Source organism: Sulfobacillus thermosulfidooxidans (assembly GCF_001280565.1).
In the GTDB taxonomy this organism is placed as follows: domain Bacteria; phylum Bacillota; class Sulfobacillia; order Sulfobacillales; family Sulfobacillaceae; genus Sulfobacillus; species Sulfobacillus thermosulfidooxidans_A.
The window spans coordinates 2,990,170-3,009,135 of sequence record NZ_LGRO01000001.1 but is presented as its reverse complement, the minus strand read 5'-3'; the positions used below and the strand labels follow the sequence as shown (position 1 = coordinate 3,009,135).

General features: G+C 48.9%; 17 protein-coding genes. 10 read left to right on the top strand and 7 right to left on the bottom strand.

The window, feature by feature from the left end:
* Window positions 1–33: 33 nt before the first annotated feature.
* Together AOA63_RS14600 and nadC are read right to left on the bottom strand one after the other, a co-directional pair.
* Complete coding sequence (locus AOA63_RS14600; RefSeq protein ID WP_053960393.1) at window positions 34–1,548, bottom strand: L-aspartate oxidase; 1,515 nt, start codon at window positions 1,546–1,548, stop codon at window positions 34–36.
* Window positions 1,545–2,384: a carboxylating nicotinate-nucleotide diphosphorylase gene (nadC, locus tag AOA63_RS14595; RefSeq protein ID WP_053960392.1), complete on the bottom strand. Its 840-nt coding sequence runs from the start codon at window positions 2,382–2,384 to the stop codon at window positions 1,545–1,547. The genes AOA63_RS14600 and nadC overlap by 4 nt, the downstream gene beginning before the upstream one ends.
* 273 nt (window positions 2,385–2,657) lie before the next feature.
* Here nadC and AOA63_RS14590 point away from each other — a divergent pair, with 273 nt between their 5' ends.
* Together AOA63_RS14590 and AOA63_RS14585 are read left to right on the top strand one after the other, a co-directional pair.
* On the top strand, window positions 2,658–4,145 hold the full coding sequence (locus tag AOA63_RS14590; RefSeq protein WP_053960391.1) for an MDR family MFS transporter: 1,488 nt from the start codon (window positions 2,658–2,660) through the stop codon (window positions 4,143–4,145).
* 161 nt (window positions 4,146–4,306) lie between these two features.
* Window positions 4,307–4,984, top strand: a complete 678-nt coding sequence (locus AOA63_RS14585) for a haloacid dehalogenase type II (RefSeq protein WP_053960390.1) — start codon at window positions 4,307–4,309, stop codon at window positions 4,982–4,984.
* Between the two features lie 65 nt (window positions 4,985–5,049).
* Here the strand turns inward: AOA63_RS14585 and AOA63_RS19835 are convergent, their stop codons facing one another.
* The gene (locus AOA63_RS19835; RefSeq protein ID WP_171822549.1) at window positions 5,050–5,844 is read right to left on the bottom strand and encodes a zinc ribbon domain-containing protein; all 795 of its coding nucleotides are present in this window, start codon (window positions 5,842–5,844) and stop codon (window positions 5,050–5,052) included.
* Window positions 5,845–6,130: 286 nt separating this feature from the next.
* Here AOA63_RS19835 and AOA63_RS14570 point away from each other — a divergent pair, with 286 nt between their 5' ends.
* The 7 genes from AOA63_RS14570 to AOA63_RS14540 all read left to right on the top strand — a co-directional run bounded on the left by AOA63_RS14570 (window position 6,131) and on the right by AOA63_RS14540 (window position 13,894).
* Window positions 6,131–7,360 (top strand): MFS transporter, encoded by a 1,230-nt coding sequence (locus tag AOA63_RS14570; protein WP_053960387.1) that lies wholly within the window; start codon window positions 6,131–6,133, stop codon window positions 7,358–7,360.
* Window positions 7,361–7,431: 71 nt separating this feature from the next.
* Window positions 7,432–8,847 carry an AMP-binding protein gene (locus tag AOA63_RS14565; RefSeq protein ID WP_053960386.1) on the top strand — a complete coding sequence of 472 codons (1,416 nt, stop codon included), beginning with the start codon at window positions 7,432–7,434 and terminating at the stop codon, window positions 8,845–8,847.
* On the top strand, window positions 8,844–9,935 hold the full coding sequence (locus AOA63_RS14560; RefSeq protein ID WP_053960385.1) for an acyltransferase: 1,092 nt from the start codon (window positions 8,844–8,846) through the stop codon (window positions 9,933–9,935). The genes AOA63_RS14565 and AOA63_RS14560 overlap by 4 nt, the downstream gene beginning before the upstream one ends.
* Window positions 9,936–9,942: 7 nt before the next feature.
* The gene (locus tag AOA63_RS14555; RefSeq protein WP_053960384.1) at window positions 9,943–10,482 is read left to right on the top strand and encodes an RNA polymerase sigma factor; all 540 of its coding nucleotides are present in this window, start codon (window positions 9,943–9,945) and stop codon (window positions 10,480–10,482) included.
* Window positions 10,466–11,749, top strand: coding sequence for a hypothetical protein (locus tag AOA63_RS14550; protein WP_053960383.1), 1,284 nt, complete (start codon window positions 10,466–10,468; stop codon window positions 11,747–11,749). The genes AOA63_RS14555 and AOA63_RS14550 overlap by 17 nt, the downstream gene beginning before the upstream one ends.
* Before the next feature lie 223 nt (window positions 11,750–11,972).
* A complete protein-coding gene (locus AOA63_RS14545; RefSeq protein WP_053960382.1) occupies window positions 11,973–12,674 on the top strand; it encodes a cytochrome c biogenesis protein CcdA in 702 nt (233 codons plus the stop codon).
* A 26-nt stretch (window positions 12,675–12,700) separates the two neighbouring features.
* Entirely contained in the window at window positions 12,701–13,894 is a 1,194-nt protein-coding gene (locus tag AOA63_RS14540) for a TlpA family protein disulfide reductase (protein ID WP_053960381.1), read from the top strand.
* Window positions 13,895–14,013: 119 nt separating this feature from the next.
* Here the strand turns inward: AOA63_RS14540 and AOA63_RS20395 are convergent, their stop codons facing one another.
* The 3 genes from AOA63_RS20395 to AOA63_RS14525 are packed head-to-tail and all read right to left on the bottom strand — an operon-like array spanning window position 14,014 to window position 15,518.
* A complete protein-coding gene (locus AOA63_RS20395) occupies window positions 14,014–14,292 on the bottom strand; it encodes a 2-phosphosulfolactate phosphatase (protein WP_053960380.1) in 279 nt (92 codons plus the stop codon).
* Window positions 14,264–14,755: a 2-phosphosulfolactate phosphatase gene (locus AOA63_RS20390; RefSeq protein WP_053960379.1), complete on the bottom strand. Its 492-nt coding sequence runs from the start codon at window positions 14,753–14,755 to the stop codon at window positions 14,264–14,266. Before AOA63_RS20390 ends, AOA63_RS20395 begins: the two co-directional genes overlap by 29 nt.
* Before the next feature lie 52 nt (window positions 14,756–14,807).
* The gene (locus tag AOA63_RS14525) at window positions 14,808–15,518 is read right to left on the bottom strand and encodes a hypothetical protein (RefSeq protein ID WP_053960378.1); all 711 of its coding nucleotides are present in this window, start codon (window positions 15,516–15,518) and stop codon (window positions 14,808–14,810) included.
* A gap of 290 nt (window positions 15,519–15,808) precedes the next feature.
* On the opposite strand from AOA63_RS14525, the gene AOA63_RS14520 reads away from it, so the two are divergent.
* A complete protein-coding gene (locus AOA63_RS14520; protein WP_053960377.1) occupies window positions 15,809–16,375 on the top strand; it encodes a DJ-1/PfpI family protein in 567 nt (188 codons plus the stop codon).
* Window positions 16,376–16,604: 229 nt separating this feature from the next.
* On the opposite strand, the gene AOA63_RS14515 is transcribed toward AOA63_RS14520, so the two are convergent.
* Window positions 16,605–18,935 carry a hypothetical protein gene (locus AOA63_RS14515; protein ID WP_053960376.1) on the bottom strand — a complete coding sequence of 777 codons (2,331 nt, stop codon included), beginning with the start codon at window positions 18,933–18,935 and terminating at the stop codon, window positions 16,605–16,607.
* Window positions 18,936–18,966: the final 31 nt, after the last annotated feature.

Sequence of the window (18,966 nt, the reverse complement as noted above, 5' to 3'; positions counted from 1 at the left end):
ACGGAACTCATTCACAATTGACAAGAAAGCAAATTAGCCAGCAGCCAAATGCTGAAAGTGGGTACCTTGCTGTTTTTGATGAATCAGGTGTCCAGCCCATTTGGAATCACTCTGGGGTACATCTGACCGGTAATGAGCGCCCCGACTTTCTTTGCGCGAAAAGGCGGACTTTGCAATAAGAAGAGACAATGCCAAGATCCAATGAGGGCGCGATGCATGCATGTCGTGCAACCGCTTAAGACCTAAAGCCATTTTTTCGGGACAGCGGATGACCCCAAAATATTCATCCATGAGATCCCCTAATTGTTCGAGGATTTCGGCATCGGATATGTTTTGGGGAGTAGGGGGAACAAGATTAGAGAGTACTGGCGAAACTGTGGTGACGTTTTTCGTATACTCAGCAATGCGCCTGGCAAACACAAGGGCTTCCAGTAGTGAATTGGATGCCAGGCGATTCGCTCCATGGACGCCGGTACACGCCACTTCACCGACCGCAAATAGGCCCGGAATACTACTTTGGCCAACATGATCGGTCCTCACGCCCCCCATCGAAAAATGAGCACCTGCCGCTACTGGCAAAAGATCATGCGCCAAATCAAATCCTCGTTTTGCAACCAGCTCCGCTAACTTTCCAAAATGTTCATAGACCTGGTTGGCATTAAGATGCTTCAACGTTAAAAATGCTTGCTTTTGCTGGTATACAGCCCGGGCAACCTCGTCACGCCCCGCTAATTCTTGACCGGGATACGCTTTCATGAACCGTTCTCCATGCTCATTGATTAAATGCGCGCCAAACCCGCGTAAGGCCTCGGTTAACAACAAGGCATGACCCCGCTCTACCCCTGGTTCCGATAAGACGGTGGGATGAAACTGCAAAAATTCTAAATCCACTAGTTCTGCCCCGGCTTCATAGGCTAACCACAATCCCTGGCCAATTGACCCCGGAGAATTCGTCGTGTACCGCCATAAAGCGCCGTAGCCTCCCGTGGCTAACACGGTTACAGGAGCCAACACCGGAAAATACTCTGCGGCAGGGGTCCGAATCCAACTCCCGCGGCAATATCCATTTGAATCCATGATGAGTTGTTCGGCTTCTCCCTCTACCCAGTGAATTCGGGGATGATGAGAGGCTTTGTCATAAAGATATTGGGCAATGGCTTGACCTGTTAGACTACCGGGGGCATGAAGAATGCGGGACTGACGATGACCCGCTTCCCGGCCTAACGCTGGCTGACGAGAGCCAGGCACCATCTGAAAAATGCCGGCCTCAATTAAAGACCGGACCACATCAGGACCTTCTTGGACAAGAATGCGTACGGCACCCGGGTCGGCCAGTCCTCTTGTCACTGTTAGCGTGTCTTCTAAATGATACCGCCAATGGTCATCAGGGCCGAGTGCCACGGCCACTCCTCCTTGCGCCCGGTATGTACTCCCTTGTTTCCAGCCCTCAGCAGGCGCACAAATGAGCACATCATGAAATTGAGCCATTTCTAATGCCGTGGCCAATCCAGCAATTCCGGCACCAATTACCAGTGCCTGAACGTTCATCCGTTCACCTCCCAGTCCGCTCCAATATCCACATGCGGCGCCGAATGCGTAATATAACCCAGCGAAATCGCATCGATCCCTGTCTCGGCCACTTCGCGTAAATTCGTGGGGTTAATGCCTCCTGATGCTTCCACGAATACCCGATGATTAATGTATAAGACGGCTTGGCGTATCTCTTCCACCGACATGTTGTCCAATAAGATACCGTCCACCTGCGCTGCAAGAGCCTCGGGTATTTGATCAAGACGGTCAACTTCCACCTCAATAAACATGCCGTGTGGGGCATGCCGGCGAATGTCATGTAACGCATTGACTATTCCACCTTTTGCCGCCACATGGTTGTCTTTGACCAAGATGGCATCATAGAGACCAAATCGGTGATTGTGACCTCCCCCCACTTTGACAGCATATTTCTCATAAATGCGTTGCCCGGGACGGGTCTTTCGGGTATCAAGAATTTTGACGGGTAAATCTGAAATTCTGTCCACCATTTCCCGCGTGATAGTGGCAATACCACTGAGCCATGTCAACACATTGAGAATGACGCGTTCACCCATTAATAGGGCTTGTACTGGTCCCTTAACGGATGCCACAATATCCTGAGGTTGACATTTTTCTCCCTCCTGACGGTGCAAGCCAATTCTTACCGCAGGATTTAACTGAGCATAAACCGCTTGGATAATGGGAAGTCCGCATATCACCAGCTCTTGACGCGCGGTAAAATTCATTGTGCCTTGCAAATCTTGAGGAATAGTCAACTCGGTAGTAATGTCACCATGTCCAATATCTTCTTCTAAGCCTTGTTGCGCCAATTGCTGCCAGGCCTGTATCAACATATATTCCCTCCGCGCGTGAAATCATTTCTTTATATATAACACCTGTCATGACACCTGTAGTTTAAACGAAAACGTATTTCGGTGACAAGAGATGTTTTTGGCCGTCTTAGCCGTTGTGAGTGTGATGGAGCAACGATTAAGCCGCATTCTTGACGACAATCTAAAAGACATGCAACAGCAAAAAATTGTGATATAGTGAAGGAGTGATTTTTTTATTGAACGGAAAATGTCTGCATTTTACGTAAACGTTAAATTAGAAAAGAGGGATCGGGTTTGCCCAATACCGCTTCACGCAGCAAGGTCTGGATTGTCATTGCCATCTTACTCGCCATGTTTCTGTCGGCTCTTGATATGACAATTGTTGGCACCGCGATGCCTAGCATTATCAATGATTTGCACGGGGTGGCGATTTACGGATGGGTGTTTTCGGCATATCTTTTAACGTCCACTACCCCAGTGCCCATTTACAGCAAACTCGCGGATATGTACGGGCGCAAAACCGTATTCTTAGGGGGCACGTTCATTTTCACTTTGGGTTCAGTGCTTTCCGGTTTATCCCAAAGTATGCCCGAACTCATCTTTTTCCGTGCCCTACAAGGACTCGGAGCCGCTGGCGTACTGCCTGTAGCTTTAACGATTGTCGGCGATCTCTTTACATTAGAACAACGTGCCAAAGTCCAAGGATTATTCTCCGCCGTGTGGGGCTTGTCGGCCATTATTGGCCCCTTAATTGGGGCATGGATTGTGGAAAATGCCAGCTGGCGCTGGGTTTTTGAAATCAATTTACCCGTGGGCATTGTCGCCATGATTATTCTCATTACCACATTCCATGAAACGGTGGAAAAGAAAGTGCATAAACTTGACACCCTGGGAACTATATTGCTCACCGTCGGTGTCACCGGGTTTTTAATTGGATTAATGCAAACTTCATGGCACCTGCCGCTTCGCTTGATCTTTATGGGGTTCGGAGTCTTGATCATCTGGGCGTTTTTGCGCGTGGAGCGTTCCGCTCAAGAACCGATTCTGCCCTTGCCATTGTTCCGTCAACCCTTCGTATTTTTTAGCACCGGGGTCAATTTATTTGCTGGCATGCTGTTATTTGGGTTGATTTCATTTGTGCCGCTGTTTGTACAAAGCGTCGAGTTTGGAACGGCTTCGGCAGCAGGTCGTGCCATTACCCCCATGTTAGTGGGATGGCCCATTGCAGCCATGGCCTCTAGCAGACTGATAGTGCGTTCCGGATACCGCCCTGTAGCCGTTATTGGTGGCCTCTTATTGGTCGCCGGCTCTGTATTCATGGCCATCACCACCATTCCCCAAAATATCGTGGTCCTGGCCAGTACATTGGTTATCGGAACGGGCCTTGGTCTGTCCTTGACGAGCTTGCTCATTGGTTTACAAAGTCAGGTTCCATGGGATTTGCGCGGGGTTGTCACCGGGAGCACACAGTTTTTCCGGACAATTGGAGGATCGATTGGGGTAGCCCTGATGGGTACGTTAATCAACTTGCCGAAGAGTCAGAATCTGAGTGCCAATCAAGCCACCCAACTCCTGTTAAATCCCGCCAAGCGCCAAACATTATCCCCTTCCGTCAAAGCTTTAGCGCGGCATTTGACCGCCTTAGGATTGCATCACGCGTTTGAAATGGCATTGGGATTTGCGCTCTTAACGTTCCTAAGCACTTGGCTTTTGCCCCGGCAATCCAAAAACTCCATGTCATCCGACGTGAGTTCCTCATCAGCCTTGCAGCAAGATGCGTAAAAAGCGGCATCAGAATGATGTTAGGGAAAGACGATAGAATGTTGTCATGTTAACCTCATAATGAAGCAAAATGGCACGTATGCTGGAGCGTTAATGGTTAGACAATAGCTCATGTAGGCGGGATAAACGGGTAATCCGCCAACGGACCTAGGAGGACAATCATGATCATTGTGTTTGATGCCTACGGCACATTGTGGGACGTTAGCCAAATTCAACAGGAATGTGAACGGTTCATGGGCAAGGAGCAGGCACAAAGTTTCTTGAGCTTGTGGCGCCAAAAACAGTTGGAATACGCGTTTTTACGAACTATAATGCACCAATATGTGCCCTTTGACCAAATTACCCACGAAGCTTTGCTATATACTTTGCAGTATTTTCATCTGTCTTTATCCGCGGCAGAACAAAATGATTTGGAACAGGCCTGGTGGAATCCGGTGGCCTTTGATGACGCGTTACCTGCTTTGAACGCGCTGAAGAGCGCATCACATCACCCGGTCATTTTATCCAATGGCACACCCTTAATGCTGCAAGCAGGCGTAAAAGCCACGCAAATGCAAACGGTTCTGGATGGGGTGTTAAGTGTGGACATCATCCAACATTATAAACCTCATCCCGACGCTTATAACCTGGTTGTGACCCAATTTAACCGGATGCCCTCGCACATTGTTTTTGTGTCCTCCAATGGTTGGGACATCGCCGGAGCCAGTCATTTTGGATTTTACACGATTTGGATTAACCGCTTGCACTTACCGACCGAGGAACTGGGCATAAGGCCCAAGATAATCACCTCATCATTAAGCGAGCTGCCTGAAAAACTTCCCACTTTACCCAGCGAATAAGAGTGTCTGGTTTTAAGGCTCTTATTGGCTAACTGAATACTCTCGTCCTTCACACCACCAAGTCATTATCCGATGTGAATACTTTGCGCGATCGTTGATAGCCATACTTCATGTTTTTGGGGCACCTGCATGGACACTTCCACCCATCCCTGTCCTGGCCATTTAACATAAATGGTTTGAGCAACTCGGTGCCCCTCAGACATAATAGGTGTGCCAAAAGTGCTAGGACCTAACGCCTCAGAAATTCCGGCCGGTTTGTGCGCGACCACATCTAAACTGACCTGGCCTTTCTGATTTCCCCATTGCCAAGCCCCGGGACTAGATATCTCCACCGTATCGAGCGTCTTGGGAAGGTTCAATCCTAATGTGGTGCCATGATATACACGTTGAACACTAACAAAATTCCCGGATGGCTGGGACGATGGTTGTCCCGATGGACTCGGACTTGGACTGGGAGACGGGCTCGGGCTCAAAGAAGGGCCCTGAGAGGGGCTCGGTGAGGGACTTGGACTGGGAGAAGAAGGCGATGGCGACGACGGAGATGAAGAGGGAGACGGAGATGATTGAGACACGGGTGGCGAAAAATGCTGATGAGACAAAGAAGGCTTTTTGAAAGAGCCGGTAGTGGCGACCTTTTGGGTCTGATTGCCAATCATTATGGCAGCGGCCACACCTAATGCAATCCCCATCAATGCAAATGGCCAGCGGGGAAGACGCTTCACCCCTCGCCCGCTCCGTGAGGACGTCGCAACCGGTTTTGTCAGTTTATAACCGCAGTACCGACAAAAATGGTCCTCCGTTCGTACCACCTTATGGCATTGGGGACATAAGGGCTGATCCGATCCGTTACGCTCACTCAACAGTTATTCCTCCTTGCTCATTTCCCTTGATCCCTAGCAATTATCCATGCCGGTCTTATTCACGCCTTTCATTGTAGCAACTCGCTTAGGTATGAAAAGCAGTAATTTTAACCATGTCCCACTCTATAAGAAAAACGTCGTGACCTAAATAAGGCCGTCAACTGAGCTGGAAGCATTATGGATTGTTACACATCATTTGAAAAAAATTTTTTCGGTCCTGATTACCAAACGCTCGTTTTCCCGTCTTTAGGATAAAAAGGATAACACCGAAAAGGAGCCGTGTCTGGTGATTGCTGCAGAGAATAACAATCGTCCACGCCAACTGTCGTGGCGCTTATGGGGGTTATTATTGTTAGTCGCGATGGTCTGGCTCATTGAAGCCTATGACATTGGATTAACCGGAACAGTTTTGCCATCGTTAAAAGCTCAGTGGCACCTCAGTGCCTGGCAAAGCAGTGTCGTCGTCTCTGCGCCGACACTGGGAGTCGCCTTGGGGGTATTCCCCGCTGGCATTTTAGCGGATAAATTTGGACGCAAGACCATTTTGCAAATGGCGTTGGCCTATTACACGACACTCACCGTCATCACCGGTTTATCAGACAACTGGACGATGTTTGTTGTATTGCGCTTTTTAGCGGGTCTGGGACTTGGAGCAACATTTCCTATCCCCTATACTCTTTTTGCCGAATTGGCGCCTTCTCATGCGCGTGGTCGGTCCGCGGGCATTTTGGACGCCTTTTTATCTATTGGCTATTTCACCAGCCCCTTTCTGGCATCGTGGATCATTCCTTATGGAGGTCCCAGCGGGTGGCGCCAGATGTTTTATTTCGGCGCAACAGGCTATCTGATTTTGATTGCGATCATGCGTTTTGTGCCAGAATCACCCATTTGGCTCTCACAAGCACGGTCTACTGTCATCACATCCTCCAAAAAACTGTGGTCTAAAACTTTCAGACGGCAAACTGCCATGCTCTGGATTGCTTTTCCTGCTGTGCTGCTGCTGTTTTATGTGATTATGAATTTTATGCCCTCCTTATTAATAAAAGAAGGATTTAGTGCACACCAGGCCTTGTTATTTGCCAGCCTCATTATGGCCGCATCCATTCCCGGAAAACTCATCGAATCATGGCTCGTCGAACGCATTGGACGTAAACCCCTGTTAATTAGCTTTACCCTTTTAGCCGGGTTCTTTGCCTTGCTCTTCAGTCATCTTCACCAGTACTCCGAAATTATCATGGCGGGTATGGCTCTGTCGTTTTTTGGAATTGCCGTCGATCCCGCGATGAAAATCTTTACCGCGGAGCAATATCCCACCGCCATTCGAGCCAAAGGAGTGGGAGCTGCTGAGGCCGTCGCTAGACTCTTGGGCGGGGCCCTGGCTCCTTTTATCTTAGAGCAAGCGCTCAGTTCGTCAGGAATTCAAGGCACCTTAATTTTTACCGCACTCGTCACGTGGCTAGGCACATTGGCTTTAAGCTTATGGGCCAAAGAAACCCGGTTCGTTGCGCTCGGGTAAGAAACACGCCGTTTCAAAAATATAAGCCTAAAAAGCCTTAAGTCAGAAAAAACCTAAGAGGGAGCACGAATATGACGCGAAATAACCGGGCAGTACGCAGGTGGAATGCGTTGCCTGATTTAACCCATCCGTTTTTAATCTGTGACGACACGACATATACCTATGAACATGTATGGTTTGAAATCGAACGGATTCACCGCCTCTTACAACACCATCGCATCCGGTCTTTCCAAGCCGTCGGTCTTAGCAGCTTCTCACCCTGCTATTTTGCTATCGGGCTCTTAGCCTTATTAGCTTGGGACTTAGCGGTTGTTCCATTAAATCCTAAAGCGCCTCGTGAAGAATGGCAGCGTCAGCTGAAAGAAGCCCACTGTGGGATCTGGCTCCATGATAATCATGGCAGCGGGAAAAGTCCCGGTTGGATATTAGAATCACATACCCCAGAAAGTGACGCACCATGGCAAGAAAATTTTAGCGGGATGATTCTCTTTACTTCTGGCTCGACTGGCCAGCCCAAAACAGTAGGATTGGCACAAGACCAATTATGGGAACAGGCGCTCACCGTTAAAATGACCCATCAGTTAACGGAACACTCCCGCGGATATTCCCCCCTTCCCCTCTTTCATGTCAATGCACCCGTGATCGCGCTGTTTTCCACCTTTTTAGCCGGAGGCACTATCATTTTAGATCCGTTTAACCGGCAAACCTTCTGGAACACGGTTCAAAAACAGGACGCAAACTGGATCAATGCCGTGCCCGCGATTTTAACAATATTATCTCACCAGGCCCATGAACTCCCCCTCACCGGCACGGGCCCCCATGGGTCTATCCGCTTTATTCGCTCAGCTTCCGCACCTTTAGGTCATGTTCTTTTAGAACGCATTGAAGAGCAATTTGGAGTGCCTGTCATCGAAAGCTATGGCATGACAGAAGCTTGCGGTCCCATAACGGTCAACACAGACCCTTTAGGCCAAAGAGGTCCTGCCGGCTCCGTGGGACGCCCCCGAAATATTATGGTGCGCTTGATTAATTCTGAAGTATGGATTAAGGGAGGACCCGTAATCCGTTCTCACCTTCCTATGAATGCCTGGGCCTTGTCCGAAATGACAGGGGGATGGTATCACACAGGTGATCTCGGGCATTTTGATAAGGAAGGGTATTTATATCTTGATGGGCGTGTCAAAGACGTTATTAAGCGGGGAGGCGAGAGCATTTTCCCCCGTGAAGTGGAAGAAGTTCTTCAAAAGGACAAGCGCGTACAAGAATGTGTCGTGGTAGGACGTCCCCATCCCATTTTGGGGGAAGAACCTATAGCCTATATTGTGTCATCTGATCCGGACATTGAAGAGACCCTCAGAGAGTTATCGACCAAGCATTTAAGTCCTTACAAGCGTCCTGTGGCCTATCATTTTGTGGAAGCCTTACCGAAAAATGCCACGGGAAAAATTCAGCGCCGGATGCTGGTGAAAGAAGGGCAGCATGCATGAAATCTCAGCGGTTAATGGCGGTTGATATGGTCCGGGCTTTGACAATATTAGGCGTGATCATGGTCCATGCGACCTGGTTTACCAGCGAAGGACGCACCCTCACCAGTGCCTATGTGCTCACCCTGTTGCATTTTACCCGGGAAGTGTTTATGGCGATTACTGGCCTGGTTTTAACTCAAGCCATGTTGAATCGGCCCACTTCATGGCAAAAATTTTTCCGTAAGCGTTATCCCGTTATTGGCATACCCTATATCTTATGGAGTCTTATATACGTCGTGCGAACTTTAGGATGGCAACATCCTTGGCTTATTGTCACCACGACTCTGGCCGATTTGCCCACGGGGCGGGCCGCATTTGACCTGTATTATTTGTTGATTACTATTCAATTTTATACGATCTTCCCGGTGTTCTTCTGGCTCATTCGCCTCTATCACAATAAGCCCTGGCGCTTGTGGACGGCGGTATTTATCTTCGAAGTCCTCTTAATGGCTTATGATGCTTTTGGTTTGGGTCCTCATCCTCAAGGCATCAATCACTACACTGGTCTTGAGGTATGGACCTATAGCCTCTATTTTGTCTCTGGTGGATTGCTCGCCACGTCATGGGAGAGAGCATCCCAATATTTGCGGCAGCATCGTTTGCTTATTGCAGGCGGTTGGGGTCTAAGTTGGATGATCCTGACGGGGGTATTTTTGTGGACAGCCCAGCATAAAAATTTGATGACGGCGCAGAGTGTGTTGCAGCCCGCCATGGTTCCCTATTCCATTATGACCTTTATCCTTTTGCTCATGGCCGGGCAAATGATTACAGAAGCCGTGAAATGGGGCTGGATTGCCGGGCTTTTACGCCAGTTTTCCACATTTTCCCTCGGCATTTACTTAATTCATCCCATGATTTTAGAACCTTTAGCCTCATGGGCAACGACCCAAATGCCGTGGGCAATCGCTGACCTTTTCAGTGTCATCGTGACAGCTAGCGTATCTTTGGGCATTATTAGAATGATATCGCGAACAAGGCTGGGGTTATGGCTCACCGGTCGTTCTACGGCGCCGTCTCCAAAACGGGCACCGGTTCCAGCCTTGCCATAAAGGCGAGGTGATTTTCGCGAAAGCTGTAAACAAGTTATCGGTTACGCATCCCACCAGCGAAGAAGAAATGGTGGAATTTGTTGAGCAAATTGCGCCTAAACTTTTCCGTTTTGCGTGGGCGACGATTCGCGATTACTCCTTGGCCGAAGACATCGTTCAGGAGTGTTTAGCCCGCTATGTAGTATACCGGGAAAAACACCACGGAAAATCGCCGCCCTTGCGGTGGTTCTTTACCGTCGTGGCCCATTTGTGCATGGATGTATTTCGTCAAAAGCGTCAAGAGGTGCAATTGTTTGATCAGCTCAGCATGACGAAATCCAGTCATGCTGAGATATCCGATAATCAGGAATTATCGGTTTTGTGGGATGCTATCGCCCAATTGAAACCCAAAGACCGGATGGCCATTGTTTTAGTGTATTACCATGACTTACCGTTAAAAGAGGCCGCAGCCATTTTAGGCACGACTCCAACCTTTTTAAAAACAAAATTGGCACGGTTACGCAAAAGGCTCCGAGATGAGGTGGCAGAACATGACCAGAAAATCTGACGAGTGGGAAGAAAAAATTCGAATGGCCCTCCATCATCAACTTGATGCGATGCCAGTCCCGGAATTTCATCCGGTCCAAGCCCAAAAAGCCCGCCCGTTTTGGGCATCATGGTCTTTGGCCGTGGGTAGTGCCGCTGTGGCAGGGGCGTTTGTTCTTAGTTTATGGGCCCCGTGGTCACATCATACATCCCCACCCTCAACGCAGTTACAAGGCGCCGCCAAAATTCTAAATTTTGCCATACCATTTCTCAAAGGCCACCGCCAGCCTGTTGTTCCCGTGCCCTCATTCTTGCCTTTTAACGAGACTTTGAGTGCCACGGGCATGATTCCAGTAGTACGGGCCGGAGTGAGCCACTTGCCCGTGTTAGACTCCATGCCTAAAGATACGCATACCCGCGTGAATTACTGGATCGGGGTGAGTGAAAAAGCCGCGCGGCCCGAGGTCGCTTCGAAGGTGACCTCCGCTAATTTCTCTTACTTTGCCAAACAGAGTCCATGGCTTATGGTGACCGCCAGCCAATATCCATTATGGCCCCATCCCAATATTGTGCACCAGTTTGGACAAACCTTCTGGCTATGGCCGGACTTAGGGCCTGATAAAGCCGTAGCTTGGCCGCATAACCACAAAATTTATACTATTTTGGTTTCCCAAATGAGCGTAAGCAATCAAGAATTGCTATGGATGGCACATTCCATGTCTCAAAATCGTTTAAGCCAAGCCGAACCGTTTACCCTTCAGGCAGACATTGTCATGAAAACGGATCACTCGTTGCGGGTAAAAGATATTAAGGTAGTAGAAGTACCCGTTAAAGATCATCAGCAGCTGACCTATACCACCAAGGTGCAGTCCCATATTTCCCCATTACCACGCAAATTGTCCTCGAATGAACAACTCATTATTAGTCAGTGCCATATTCCTATCTATCTGCCCCCAATTCACCCGCGCACGGGAACCTACTATATGAGCGTGGACAGCTGGGTCAATCCAGGCGGCTATGAAATTTCGTGGTATAAAACGCTCAAACCGCTTCCCGAGAATGTGGCCCTTCCGTCCACCCTCTCCCCTCAAATTATTTTCAAAGCCGGAGATGTGGCTCCCGTGATTTCATCGCCGGGCATTTTCATTTCCGCCATTACCCTTGCGGGTGCTCCGCACATCCATGCTGTTGCCGAACGAGTGATTGGCAAAGAAGCATACGCTGTGTATGCTCCTAGTACCAACCGTGCCCTGTATCTCATCACCCATCTTGAACCTCAGTCTCATTAACTCAGTCTCATTAATAGGTTGGAATCCCTGGAGTATTATCACAACGGATCCAGTTTGGACCGTTGCTGAGTTTATCTCTTTGAGCCATAATCGACATAGTGTAATGTGTTCGGAGCCCACAACCGAGTTTTTGCGAAAGAACGTTTGCGCTCTCGGATGGTATTTGCAGGACAGACATTCATTTTTTGTCAAACAATTGCGTGTCAAGGAGGGTTTATGATTCTTGTCGATTCCTGAGTTATTAGCGTATTCAGCCGGTTTAGTCACTGCTTTTAATCCATGCGGGGTCGCATTATTGCCGTCCTATTTACTCTATCTGCTCTCAGGGCGTGTGAACCCTGGGGACTGGAAGTGGACGGCAGGCATCAAAGCCGGAGTATTAACGTCCATAGGTGTCGTAGTGATTTTTGGAATGGCTAGCCTTGTGCTCTCAACGATTGGACATATCCTATTTCAAATCGTCCCGATTTTTTCATTGATGATGGCCTTATTTTTGATCATTCTCGCCATTTTTACTTGGCGGGGATCATTAACGTTTGGCAGCATACCCGGCACAAAAGCTTTAAATGGTTTACAACGCACCTTTGAACGAGGGAGTGCTCCCGCCTTTATCGCCTATGGAATGAGTTATGGCATGGTTTCCCTAACCTGTAGCCTTCCCGTTTTTATGGTGGTCGTGAGCGAAAGTCTCAACCATCCTGGCACATCTGCATTGAGCGTGTATGGAGCATTTGCTCTGGGCGTAGCCACAGTTATTACCGGGTTATCGACCGTAACCGCCATCACGCGCAGCGTAGTCGAACGAATCATCAATCAAATTATCCCCATGGTGCAAAAGTTAAGCGCCCTCATCATGGTTGCTGCCGCCGTCTATCTTGGCTGGTACTGGCTTCTTGGTCCGGGCCTATCAACTGTCTTTTCTTAAAGCAAGCAAAGTGGAGGTTTCCCGTGATGCGTAAAACAACTTTATGGACAATTTCTTTAGGACTTCTAGCCGTCTTAATGGCGGTTGGCTTTGCCGTGTACAAAGCCGTATCGTCCGTGCATATTGCTGCAGCCAACCCGAATTCAGTGTCGACCCCGTCGACTGAGCCCGCTTCTGTCGATCCCGGTGCCCCCATCAAGGATATTCCCGCCCCCAATTTTCATTTGACCAATCAATTTGGCAAACCATTTTCTATACAATCATTTCGCGGCAAAGTCGTGGTTATGGGCTTTGTCAATAGCGCGGGCAACACGGTCAGTCCCTTGATGGCGGTCATTATGCGTAATGTCCAATACGACTTGGGCTCTCATAAAAATCAAGTGGCCTTTGTCGCGATTAATGCCAATCCCGCAACGACCTCAACCGAAGATGTTTATCAGTTTTCTCAGGCCAATCATATGCTTCATACCTGGCAATTTCTCACCGGTTCGTCAAGCGAGCTCGAGTCAGTTTGGCATCATTATTTTATGCAAACCCAAATCATTCATGGTTCATTAATCAGTCATACCCCGGGGGTGTTTGTCATTGGACCCCGCGGGCACGAACATTGGGTCTATTTGAATTCGCCAAGCACGTCCACGCAAGCCATTGGAGCGCAGGTCCATAATATTCTCGAGCACGTTGTCCCTTTGCTCCCGGGCCATCCGACATTGAGAATTCCCCCGGCCCGTGAACTCGCTTATTATCCCACCACGATTGGGCCCTCAGAGAGCGTCAACCGTTCCTTTACCCTTCCCGCAATCTTGCCGGGAGGAAAGAATGGAACGGTGAGTGTAGGTTCTGGCAGTCCGATTCGCCTTCTCGATTTCTTTGCCACATGGTGTCCTGATTGCCAAGAAGAAATGCCGACCCTCGCTCATCTTGAACGCTGGGACAAAACTCATCCCCAATATCCGCATGTTGTGGCTATTGATTTACGTTTATCGGAGTCCTCAACGTCCCATGTGGTAGCCTATGCCAACCGCCTTCACCTGCCCTTTCCGGTAGCCCTTGACAATCATGGCAAAATCTCCGACTTGTATGGTGTCTCTGGAATTCCAACGCAAGTGTTGGTATCCTCATCCGGCCGAATTTTGTGGTATCACGAAGGTTTGATTTCTTGGAATTCATTGATTCAAGATATCCGTGCCCATTTGCCAGCGACAAAGTCGGCATCATAGCGGCATTTCCCAAAATGAGCTTGCTCGTGCCCTCCCGTGTCAGTCAAAGCTTTGAATCCCCGGCCCCTTGAGGTTTTTGGAGGGACGGGGATTCGCTTACAAACCACTTTGGGGCGAGATCATAACGATGACGGAATATAAGCTCCATCTTTGAACACTGGAATTACGGTGCTTACATTGCATTCACTAGCGATTAAAACGTCAGAGGTAAATCCTCTGGCGATGAGTTCACAGCCGGACGATGATTGCATCACGATGCTTGACAAATTCGCTTGGGCGTTTTGAAAAGCCCAGGCCGCAACCTGCGCCTCCACCGACAAGGCCCACGGATCGAACTGACTCAAAATCGCCCCTGCTCCAAGAAAATCTTCAAGAGCGGGCCGCAGATAGATGGCCATTGGGCCATTGTTCTCCGCATGCGATGACACTAATCATCTCGCGGGCATAATGCCGCTTAATAAAAGCCGCCACATGACTGGCATTTCGAAGGCAGCCGGCTATGACTACACATCCTGCCTCTTGCGCGACAACCGTACATGTCGAGCCATTTGGCGATGGCAAAACAATGCGAGTTTTAGACGGCAAAAACAATAAGGAACTCGGCGATAACGAGAAAGCGTGGCCACGCTCACCGGCTAAAATGGCATCAACGGATTGAGCAAATGTCAAAGCCGATGGATCGTGATACCTGTAGGGAAAAACTATGGCATCTTTTGACATAGCGACATCCACGGCCGTGCAAAAAGATAACACATCGACAATAACCACGACGCCTGAGAGAGGCGCTAAGCGTCTAACGCCCTCTTGTCCCCACTCAAAGCGAATCGGGTAAGTACTTTGATAAAATCTCTCGTCGCCCATTGAGGGTCTCTTCTCACGTTCCCAGGCAAGGCATAAATCTTCGTATCCTTGGTTAAAATGGAGCTTCTTGGGGCCACTGCTGTTGAATCATTTGCTGTTGCGCTTTTTTCCAGCGCTCCACTTGATCGGCGACGGGAATTCCCGCCCAACCATTTTGCTGCCAATAATCCGCACCCGGAAGTCCCGTCGTCTTACTCACGACCATAGCCGTTAAATCCCCATAACCATGTTCCAAACACCATTTTTCAATGATGTCCAGCACCTGAGGCACCTGACGGTAGGGATGAAGTCCTCCCAAAAGCTCTCCCAATTCGCCGTACGTCAGCGTTTGTTGGGAAAATAGACGTTTCAATAAAATGGGCCACGCCTGCCTGGCATACTCTCGAAAGTCCATGCTTCCTATTGAGGAGGGCAGTTCCACGAACATATAATCGATTTGGTGAGGTGCCAACCACAGCCAAGCGTCATTTTTTGTAGGCATATGCGGGGGCAAAACAATTTGCGCTTCATCCATTGCCCTCACGATGTCTGACGCCTCGGAGATGGCCACCAGCCACCCTCCACTTGCCGGATGAACTCGGGCACGAAACGCGAGGGACGCGCCATGCAGCTTAATAGTGGCATATACAGGACGGAAGCCTTCGAGATATTGCTGCAACGCTTCGGTTAAAATCGCCGAAACACTTTCTCCCGTCGCTAGTGACTCAGCCTGTTCCCATAAGGGCATATCGGTGTCGCGAATGTAAATCGTTTTCTTGGGCACACTATGTCCTCCTCGTGCAATATGTCTTGTATTATACCTCCGATATCCAGATCTTCTGCGTCATTCATTTTCCTCAGAATAATGCACGATGGCGATCCTTAATTTTTGTACCCTAAGTATTTGTCCCGTTGGATTTATTATTTTTCCTGCAATGTTTACAAATTATTTTGAATTACCCAATTTTTATTTACTATAATAAGCGGAAAGGTATCAGCATTTTCACATATCCCGGTAATTCAACTTTGCCCCTCACAGGAAGTTACAGAAAAATAGGATAGGAGGGATTGTTTATGCCACGTGTTCTTATTCTTACAGGGGATGCCGCCGAATCCCTTGAGGTCATGTATCCCTTTCAACGATTGCAAGAAGAAGGATATGATGTCGACATCGCTGCCCCCAGTAAAAAGGTTCTCCGAACCGTGGTACATGATTTTGAACCCGGGTTTGACACATATACCGAAAAACCTGGGTACCGTATTGAAGCCAACATCGCCTTCAAAGATGTCCACCCCGAGGATTATGTTGCCGTAGTCATCCCAGGTGGACGGGCTCCGGAATATATTCGCAATGATCCGGATTTTGCCCGCATTGTCCAATATTTTTTCCACACCGAAAAACCTGTTGCGCAAATTTGTCATGCCCCGATTGCTTTAGCGGCAGCCCATGTTATGACCGGCAGAACATCTGCGGCCTATCCCGCCTTAAAAGCCGATGTCGAGGCCGCCGGCGCCACATTTGTTGACGGTGCTGCTGTCATAGATGGCCATATGGTGTCAGCTCGTGCTTGGCCTGACCATCCCCAGTGGATGCGGGCTTTTATGAAAATGCTCAAAGAGAATGCTCCCGTAATCCCTTAGCTATGTGTTCCGAGGCTTCTTCTCTGAACTTCTGAGCTCAATGGAGTTGAAAAAGAAACCAACGCGTCATCATTACGGTACCCAGAATATTCACACAGCTGGAGAAGGTTAAATGGCCCTGGCAAATCACACCAGGGCCATTTGTTGTTCTGATTCTTTTCAGCCGGGTGAAGTCCGTAATCTCACAATCCGGCTTTTATGTTGCATGCGCACAGATTTTTCCCGACCATCAGGCATTTTGCCTGGTAATAAACAAGGGACTGGTAAAGACCCTGTGATCATCTTGTTGACGCGCACGCAGGTAAATTCCATTCAGACCCGGATTAAGGGTTACCTGAAGATGACCCTTGAGATCTCGCGGCAGTTCTTGGTCGGTGAGTTGTTCAACAACCATTTTGAGTCCCGTTCCCCCCACCTCAAAAGATACCGATCCCTCATGAGTTTTCAGCATTTCCCCACTAACATGCCAATCAATGGTTGTGCCCCCATTGAAATTAGGAATCTCGACATGAATTGCAAAATCCATCCGTTGGACATCATTCACCCAAAATTCAACGCCATCCGCATCACCAAAGGTGTCTGTATCAAATCGAATGCGGCGCGGGCCTTCTGATGCCACAATTTTGGCCGGATGGTCGAGTCCCCAAGGGGCATACCGCTGCACATGCCCTCGTTTAATGTCAATGGTTCCACGCCATGTTGCCCACCGGTAGCGATCAAAAATTCGCGCACCTTCCCAGCGGATACGGATGCGCTTTGAACTGAGCCCCAGTTCCTGGTGCAGATTACGCTCTAGAAGCCGCGTCACACCGTTAAAAATTTCAAGATATTCCCAACCCTGATTCCCTAAGAGTTGATATTCGACGTCTACCATATCATTTCGGACCTCCCACTCATCCCCTTGGATGTGTGCCCCAGATCGCATTATCGCGACCAGATGTTCGCCAGTTGTGGCCCATGTGTGCCGGTCTCTCAACGCTTTAGCGACCGCTTTTTTGGTCAGTTCTGGTGCGAAGACTCCTGTTAATCCCCCTTTAGTTCCAAATACCGCAGTTCCCGGCACACCGCCTCCGCAACGTCCGCGGTGTTCATCTCCATTGGCAGCCACCCCCATCTTGTAGCCCCGGCGCATGGCATCTTCCAGCAACCAAGGAAAGGAGCCCCACGCCGAATGCACTTCAACCAATCGATCTAAAGGTTCATAATACCAGTCGAGATTACAACGTCTTCCTCCCACATGGGGCATCAATAAATAGTTATCCGGATCGCTTGCATAAGCCTCATATAATTTGTCAATAGGCCATGCTTCGGGCATGGGAATGCTTTCGCGTAAATGCTCATGCCATTCCACGCCCCGCACCATATCAGCTTTTTCGCCTAAATAGACCACATTATGATCGCCCCCGGCAGCTGAATTCCCACACCATTCAATACCGGGAAAGCAAATGAACTCATAATCGTGGCTAAATGCATTGGCTAATTGCACATCTTGAGTCCAATGCGCATCCGTAATTTGAAAATCGTTGGCGGTATAACCTAAAATATCTAATCCCGCAACATCCCTCCCATAACTAAAATTGTATTCGGTGGAATTCGTTCCCACCGTATGATTGCTGTGAACGTGCAAATCCGCAAAATATGCTCGCGGCACAGAACACGTTGGGTCGACAAGAAGATAGATGGGGGATGCTTCAAGACTTTGATTCTCCATTTCGTAGCGGGCTGAAATTTGGTATTCCCCCGCCTTCTCCGCCCCAATCATGACACGTGTTGTGCTCCAACCCTTCTGAGGCAAATTTACCGGCATCTCCTCGATTTTTTGGTCATGTTGTACAAAAATCGAGAGGTGTCCCCTTTCATCCGTACAGGTATTGCCCCAATGATCTTCAAGACGGGCAAGAATCGGTATAGACTCATGGGGACGGCTCCAGCGCGGACCCGTTAGAACCACTCTTTCGGGGGGGCCAGAGATAATGTCAAAGACGACGTCGCCAATTTCCGCAAATCGGGAAGTGCCAAGAACATCCACGTAAGCCCGCATCCTAAAGTCTTTTTCAACAAAGGTTTGAATGCGGGTGCCAGGACCACCAAAGCGGCGATCGCCCAAGCGAATGATAATATGATCACCGGGTTTAAGATATCCATCAACAACATGGACGACCACAGCTTTTTGATAGGGACGCTCATGGCCTTTAATCAGGTACTCGACTTTCAAATCTCTTACGGTGCTTTGACTTTGTCCTGGCAAGGGATCACACAGGACATATTCCGCGCTTAAATAATTAGCCCCACTGGGATCGTGAGTTTGAAACGGAGCCCAATCCGAATAGAACTTAAAGGTCAATTTCAACCAGCCGCTGTCTGCAATGCCAGAAGCCCCTACCTCATAATCGACCACAATTTCCTGATAACTTCCCGCGGTGAGAGATTCGACACGGGAATGAAGACGCCCTAAAAAGGGTAATCCCCTATCTGTACCTTTCGGTCCTATTAACCCTGGCAAAGATTCAGAAACCACAGTGGACGTTGCCGGTTCCATCGTTTTTTTCAATGAAGACATGTTTAGTTCCCTCCTAAATTGGTTGAGTGAT

Bases quoted from the DNA above. Each gene is read 5' to 3' on its own strand.
- AOA63_RS14600 (WP_053960393.1), bottom strand. From the start codon at position 1,548: ATGAACGTTCAGGCACTGGTAATTGGTGCCGGAATTGCTGGATTGGCC.
- nadC (WP_053960392.1), bottom strand. From the start codon at position 2,384: ATGTTGATACAGGCCTGGCAGCAATTGGCGCAACAAGGCTTAGAAGAA.
- AOA63_RS14585 (WP_053960390.1), top strand. From the start codon at position 4,307: ATGATCATTGTGTTTGATGCCTACGGCACATTGTGGGACGTTAGCCAA.
- AOA63_RS14565 (WP_053960386.1), top strand. From the start codon at position 7,432: ATGACGCGAAATAACCGGGCAGTACGCAGGTGGAATGCGTTGCCTGAT.
- AOA63_RS14560 (WP_053960385.1), top strand. From the start codon at position 8,844: ATGAAATCTCAGCGGTTAATGGCGGTTGATATGGTCCGGGCTTTGACA.
- AOA63_RS14550 (WP_053960383.1), top strand. From the start codon at position 10,466: ATGACCAGAAAATCTGACGAGTGGGAAGAAAAAATTCGAATGGCCCTC.
- AOA63_RS14540 (WP_053960381.1), top strand. From the start codon at position 12,701: ATGCGTAAAACAACTTTATGGACAATTTCTTTAGGACTTCTAGCCGTC.
- AOA63_RS20395 (WP_053960380.1), bottom strand. From the start codon at position 14,292: ATGGCCATCTATCTGCGGCCCGCTCTTGAAGATTTTCTTGGAGCAGGG.
- AOA63_RS20390 (WP_053960379.1), bottom strand. From the start codon at position 14,755: ATGGGCGACGAGAGATTTTATCAAAGTACTTACCCGATTCGCTTTGAG.
- AOA63_RS14520 (WP_053960377.1), top strand. From the start codon at position 15,809: ATGCCACGTGTTCTTATTCTTACAGGGGATGCCGCCGAATCCCTTGAG.
- AOA63_RS14515 (WP_053960376.1), bottom strand. From the start codon at position 18,935: ATGTCTTCATTGAAAAAAACGATGGAACCGGCAACGTCCACTGTGGTT.